Consider the following 6,726-nt stretch of genomic DNA (forward strand, 5'->3'; position numbering starts at 1 on the left):
GGTTTGCGGTTTGTCTTGGTGTCAGGTTTGATGGGAGAATGGAATCATGCCGCAGTTAGCAGAGCTATTTGAGCGGCTTAAGCATGGTTTTGAACTTATCGGTTGCTTGCACCAGCGCCGAGCGAATACCGGGTTCCCATGCAGAATGACCCGCATCCTCGATAATGACATATTCGGCTTGAGGCCAGGCATGGGTTAAATCATCTGCGCTGACAATCGGACAAACAGCATCATAACGTCCCTGCACGATGGTGGCAGGCATGCCGTGGAGCTTTTTGATATTATCCAGCAACGCATTGTGTGGCAAGAAGATGTCATGACTGAAATAGTGGGCTTCCATGCGTGCAAGCCCGAGCGCAACCGTATCGCTTGTAAAATAATTGACGGTTTCCGGACTGGGCAGCAAAGTGGAGCATCTGCCTTCATAGCGACCCCATGCACGAGCGGCAGGCATATGAATGGCGGGATCCGGGTCCATCAGGCGTTGATAATAAGCGGCAAGGATATCTTTTCGTTCATGCGGAGAGAGGGGTGCCACAAACTCTTGCCAGGCTTCTGGAAAGAAATGGCGCAGTCCATAAAGAAACCAGTCGATTTCACTTTTGCGGCAAAGAAAGATCCCCCGCAGAATGAATCCCAGACAACGTGAGGGGTGTGCTTCTCCGTATGCCAGCGCCAATGTGCTGCCCCAGGAGCCTCCGAATACCAGCCACTGTTCGATACTGAGATATTGTCGCAATGTTTCGATATCCTCGATAAGATGAGGCGTAGTATTGTCCCGAATGTCACCCAGGGGCGTGGACCGTCCCGCTCCACGCTGATCGTAAATGATGATGCGGTAGTGGGCGGGGTCGAAGAAACGACGATGGTTGGGTGCTGATCCAGCACCTGGACCCCCATGTAGAAACAAGACGGGTAAACCGTTAGGGTTGCCTGATTGTTCCCAATAAAGGGTATGCCGCGCATCAACTGGCAGCATTCCTTGTTGATAAGGCTCGATTTCCGGGTAAAGCTCGGTATGTGACATGTTATCCTTCTATCATTGATGGTATAAATCTGGCAGTTTACTGATTGCGGAGATATTGGAAAAGCAAAAGAAATTGCTGAGAGTTTCGCCATTTGCCTATTTGCTTATTTGCCTGTTTGTTTGAAATAGTGCCTTGATTCCATTTCCCAACCAAACATGGCGCCAAGGCGAGCCGCAGACGGTATCCATCATACCGCAAGATGAAGCCGACCAAGCCAGTTTTGAGGTAGAAATGGAATGATAAGACAGGATAACGATTGAAACAGTATACCTGGCTAAAGGAAACGATTATGATGCATATTTCATAGCAGAGCGTGAGTGTTCCATATGACAGGCAGGAATAGCCATGTTAATGGATGTATAGCAGAATAGTTTGAACATCCAAAATAAGCGGGTAACAGCATCACTTATGACAAACGAAGCGTTGTGGTGCTTGAAAAGCCGAGAAAGAAATTAATAGCCAAAATGAATAATCAGTGAGTGAGCCGAATAATACTTTCGCACAATCATCTAAATTAGGCTTGTTTTTGACAGGTGGAGGAGCGCGCGCTGCTTATCAGGTAGGGGTGCTGCGTGCCATTGCTGAATTGTTGCCTTCTCCTGCGCATAACCCTTTTCCTGTTATTTGTGGAACCTCGGCTGGCGCCATTAATGCAGCAGGTTTGGCCATGTCGGCCACTCATTTTGCCACAGGTGTGCGACAACTGGAGGCAGTGTGGGGAAATTTGCACGTTGACCAGGTGCATCGGGCAGATCTCCTTGGGGTAATCCGCAACACGGCTCACTGTGTGGGTTCCTTACTGTCAAGTCAGGTCAATAAAAAAGCACCTTTCGCACTGCTGGATAATGCTCCCTTGAGAACGTTGCTTGGCTGCCGTCTGCCGTTTCGTGGTATTCAGCGAAGTATCCACCTCGGTGCCTTGCACGCACTGGGGGTGACCGTTTGGGGGTATACTTCAGGACAATCGGTCACATTTTATCAAGGGCATGAAAGTATTAAGCCCTGGAGCCGGGTGATGCGTGTAGGCGTGGCGTCACGTATTGGTATCCAGCATTTGCTCGCTTCTTCGGCGATTCCGCTTATTTTTCCAGCCGTCCGTCTCAATCGCGAGTACTTTGGCGATGGTTCTATGCGCCAGCTCGCACCGCTCAGTCCAGCGTTGCATCTGGGAGCTGATCGTATCCTGGTGATCAGTGTGAACAAAAAAAGAGAAATCCCCCTTGAGCGTGTTAAAGTGACGAGCTATCCACCCGTCGCCCAAATCGCGGGTCATATGATGAGTAGTATTTTTTTTGATAGCCTGGAAGTTGATCTGGAGCGCCTGGAGCGCATTAATGGTACGTTAGCGCTCATTCCGCCTGAGGCAAGAAAAGAGGGGGGCGTTTTGCTGCGCCCCATCAAATCGCTGGTGATATCACCGAGTGAAAGAATCAGTGAACTCGCGTGGCAGCATGCTTATTCATTACCGCGCACCATGCGCTATTTATATCGTGCTGTAGGCGCAATGAGTCCGAGCGGTTCGAGATTATTGAGCTATGTTTTATTTGAAGCTTCTTATTGTCGCGCCTTAATTGATCTTGGCTATCGTGACACGATGCAACAGCAAGATGAAATTCTTAAATTTATTACCCTGTCTTGAGAGAAATTGAATATGGATTTTTCTAATCCCCAGTTCTGGTTAGCAGCATTACAAATTATTGCGATTGACATCGTACTTGGCGGAGACAATGCAGTCATCATTGCCCTTGCTTGCCGGCGGTTACCTGAGAAGCAACGCAACCAAGGGATTTTCTGGGGAGTTTTTGGTGCGATAACGATACGTGTCATCCTGGTTTTCTTTGCGCTTAATCTGTTGGCACTTCCCTTCCTGAAACTCGTGGGCGCGCTGCTGCTGCTGTGGATCGGGGTCAAATTACTGCAGCCGGAAGCAGCAGGTGATGGACATGAAATTGATGCCAGCACAACCCTGCTGGGTGCCATTAAAACGATTATCATCGCGGATACTGTCATGAGCCTGGATAATGTGATCGGTATTGCTGGTGCTGCGCGGGGTGATCTTACGCTGGTTATTTTTGGGCTCCTGGTAAGTGTTCCGATCATTGTCTGGGGCAGTAAGCTGGTCATGAAACTGATGAATCGCTTTCCTCTGACTATTTTTATTGGAGCTGGATTGCTTGGCTGGATCGCGGGAGGCATGGCCATAACCGACTCAGTGACCAGAGAATGGGTCAATATGCATGCTGCTTTTCTACACTGGTTCATGCCGATTGGGACTGCCTTAGTCGTGATCGTTACCGGCAAGTGGCTGGCAGCGAGAGCGCAGAAAAATATAGCTTTGGTTGATCTTACGAATGACACGAATAAATCCATGTAACATTGAACAAGTCATAAAAAACAATTGAGGGGAGTGCATCATGTTAAAAATACTGCTGCCGGTAGATGGGTCTGATGCTTGCAACAAGGCCATTGCTCATTTTATTCAGTTGCTCAACTGGTATAAGGAAGTACCGGAAATTCATCTGCTTAATGTACAGTTTCCATTGCCCGGCGATATTTCATCGTTTATCAGTCAGGCAAATATCAAGCAATATCACCAGGATGAAGGATTGAAAGATTTAAAATCAGCGTGTGACTTATTAGATCAGGCCGGTATCGCTTATCAGTACCATGTGGTGGTAGGGGAGGTAGCAAAAATGATTGTTCAGTTTGCGACAGAAAAGCAATATGATCAAATTGTCCTCGGGCCACGTGGGCTCGGCACGGTCCAGAGTATGCTGCTGGGTTCAGTCGCCAGTAAGCTGATTCATCTTTCCCCGATTCCGATTCTTCTGGTCAAATAACAAGAATCGGGTGTCATTCCTGCGCTATTAGCGAAAATGCCTGTTAGATAAATCATGTTGAATAGCTGGACAAGAAAGAGTAACCACGCCTTGTTATTCAGAATATAGCCACTCGCTACCTCAATTCAGGTAGCGGATTAAGATCAACATGCTTTGCACGCGTTTAACGAGCAAATGGACTCAGCTTTTCCTGAATACTATCTTTTTGCGGGGATAGGTAAAGCTGGCCAGCTAGTGAGCATTGCTTGCAAACAGCGGCAGAAACGGCGACAGAAACGGCAATGATTGACAAACTCCAGCTATGATCATTTATGATCATTTGATATCAACGGCGACTATCTCAGCTGCGGAACTTGAGCAGGCTGTGCGATATGCACGTGAAAAAGCATGTGATCTGGAAGAGGTGCTCATCGATTATTTTCAGATCAAACCGGCTCAAATTGGTGAGGCACTGGCGTATTACTTCCAGGTGCGTTATGAACCGTACCGGGCTGACCGGATTAAACCATTCGAGGTCTTGAAGAATCTCAAACGGGATTTTGTCGAAAGCAGTCAATGGCTGCCCATTGATGAAACCAAGGAAGGTCTGGTGATCTTGGCGCTGGACCCGGAAAGAATCAAAGCGCTGCGCATCGTCAATCAGATTTTTCCCAAGCATACCATCATCTATACCGTCTGTACCCAGCGAGAATTCAAGGCGACAGTAGATTTGTTCTATGGGAGTGGTAAAGGCATTGCCTTAGAAGATAGCAGTAATATCGATGAGATGCTTTCCAAACTTGAAGAGGACGAGGAAGAACCGCTCGAGGAAATCGATGAGGCTTCCGCCGCTTCTGAAAACGAACTGGTCAAACTCGTCAATAAGATCATCATGGACGCTTACCGAATGGGCGCTTCCGATATCCACATTGAGCCTTATCCTGGCAAAGAGAAAACCAAAATCCGTTTTCGCAAGGATGGCTCGCTGATGCCCTACATCGAAATTCCCGCCAGCCATCGCAATGCACTGGTGACACGCATCAAGATCATGTGTGATCTGGATATTGCTGAGAAGCGCAAGCCACAGGATGGCAAAATAAAATTCAGACGGTTTGCCCCGCTTGATATCGAACTGCGGGTGGCCACGCTTCCTTCTGCGGGTGGATTGGAGGATGTCGTCATGCGGATTCTATCAGCAGGCGAGCCGATCCCGCTCGAAAAAATGAATTTTACTGTCCGTAATCTGCAGGAACTCAAATCCATCATCAGCAAACCCTATGGCTTATTTTTCGTCTGTGGTCCAACCGGCTCCGGTAAAACCACCACACTGCATTCGATTCTGAAACACCTCAACACGCCAGCAACCAAAATCTGGACCGCGGAAGATCCCGTTGAGATTACCCAGAGAGGATTGCGCCAGGTGCAGATCAATGTCAAAGCCGGCCTCACTTTTGCCACCGTGATGAAGTCTTTTCTGCGGGCGGATCCGGATATCATCATGGTGGGGGAAATGCGCGACAGGGAAACGACCAGCCTCGGGATTGAAGCCTCACTGACCGGCCACCTGGTCATGGCTACCTTGCACACCAACAGTGCGCCAGAATCAGTTATCCGTTTGCTGGACATGGGGATGGATCCCTTCAATTTCTCTGACGCCTTGCTGGGCATCCTGGCGCAACGTCTGGCCAAACGTTTGTGCCCATGCAAGAAACCGCACACTGCCAGCCGGGAAGAAATCGGGATGCTGCTGATGGAGTACTGCGAAGAATTGAAACATATCGAGCATTTCAAGGCTAACCCTGAGGCAGCTTATCAGCAAATCGAAGCGCGCTGGCTGCGGGAATATGGTAATGAGCATCAACAGATTACCCTGTACGAGGCAGTCGGTTGTGATCACTGCAATGGAACGGGTTACTCAGGGCGCGTGGCACTGCATGAACTTTTGACTGCGACTGATGCCCTGAAAAAGAACATTCAGGAGCATGCACGCGTCGCTGACATGTTCGTGACCGCGCTCACTGATGGCATGGGTACCTTGAAACAGGATGGGATTGATAAGGTGCTGCAGGGGATAACTGACATTCATCAGGTCAGAGCGGTGTGTATCAAATAATTTCTTTCTCTCTGTAGGACGCAATCACCAGCTGGCATTGCGCCCTATCCTTAAATATTCCTGCCATGCCTGATTATCGCCGCCTGTGGCAACCTGGTGGCACCTATTTCTTTACCGTTAATCTGTTGCAGCGGCATGGCAACCCTTTGCTAATCCGGCATATTGATGTGTTACGTGGCGTCGTTGGCCGGGTTCGAAAGGGTTACCCGTTCCAAATTCATGGCTGGGTGGTATTGCCTGACCACTTGTACTGCGTGATAGCGTTACCGCCAGGCGATGACGATTGTGCGATGCGCTGGCGTTTGATCAAAATGGGGTTTTCCAAGGCGCTACCAAAGAATGAACGGTTATCCGCAGTACGGGTGAGACGAGGTGAACGAGGTATCTGGCAGCGCCGTTATTGGAAGCACTTGATTCAGGATGAGGCGGATTATCGGGCACATATGGATTACGTCCATATCAATCCAGTAAAACATGGATTGGTAGAGCGTGTCGTCGATTGGCCGTATTCAACTTTTCATGATGGGTAACGCAAGGTGTCTATCCACCGGATTGGGCCGGTGGAATGGAAGATAGCTTGGGCTATGAAGACTAGCAACTGTAAGGTGCAATAAGAGATCGGGTCGGGGTAACGGATTGTATCCGTTACCTCTCCCACACCACCGGACGTTCGGTTTTCCGCATCCGGCGGTTGAACCCAGTAACTTAAGCTGTCACAAAATCTGATGGAACCCATAATCCCCATCGTTTCAGCCTTGCCTTATTG

6 protein-coding genes are annotated in these 6,726 nt (G+C 49.0%); 5 read left to right on the forward strand and 1 reads right to left on the reverse strand.

Annotation, left to right across the window (positions count from 1 at the left end):
- Positions 1 to 64: 64 nt before the first annotated feature.
- The gene (gene pip, locus BM283_RS08685; RefSeq protein ID WP_090692094.1) at positions 65 to 1,027 is read right to left on the reverse strand and encodes a prolyl aminopeptidase; all 963 of its coding nucleotides are present in this window, start codon (positions 1,025 to 1,027) and stop codon (positions 65 to 67) included.
- Positions 1,028 to 1,503: 476 nt separating this feature from the next.
- Here pip and BM283_RS08690 point away from each other — a divergent pair, with 476 nt between their 5' ends.
- The 5 genes from BM283_RS08690 to BM283_RS08710 all read left to right on the forward strand — a co-directional run bounded on the left by BM283_RS08690 (position 1,504) and on the right by BM283_RS08710 (position 6,490).
- A complete protein-coding gene (locus tag BM283_RS08690) occupies positions 1,504 to 2,667 on the forward strand; it encodes a patatin-like phospholipase family protein (protein WP_090692096.1) in 1,164 nt (387 codons plus the stop codon).
- A gap of 12 nt (positions 2,668 to 2,679) precedes the next feature.
- Positions 2,680 to 3,402, forward strand: a complete 723-nt coding sequence (locus BM283_RS08695) for a TerC family protein (protein ID WP_090692098.1) — start codon at positions 2,680 to 2,682, stop codon at positions 3,400 to 3,402.
- Between the two features lie 40 nt (positions 3,403 to 3,442).
- Complete coding sequence (locus BM283_RS08700; protein WP_090692101.1) at positions 3,443 to 3,868, forward strand: universal stress protein; 426 nt, start codon at positions 3,443 to 3,445, stop codon at positions 3,866 to 3,868.
- 301 nt (positions 3,869 to 4,169) lie between these two features.
- On the forward strand, positions 4,170 to 5,960 hold the full coding sequence (locus BM283_RS08705; RefSeq protein WP_090692103.1) for a GspE/PulE family protein: 1,791 nt from the start codon (positions 4,170 to 4,172) through the stop codon (positions 5,958 to 5,960).
- 65 nt (positions 5,961 to 6,025) lie between these two features.
- Complete coding sequence (locus BM283_RS08710) at positions 6,026 to 6,490, forward strand: REP-associated tyrosine transposase (RefSeq protein ID WP_254776292.1); 465 nt, start codon at positions 6,026 to 6,028, stop codon at positions 6,488 to 6,490.
- The last annotated feature ends 236 nt before the right edge of the window (positions 6,491 to 6,726 follow it).

This window comes from Nitrosomonas sp. Nm34 (assembly GCF_900113925.1).
Lineage (GTDB): Bacteria > Pseudomonadota > Gammaproteobacteria > Burkholderiales > Nitrosomonadaceae > Nitrosomonas.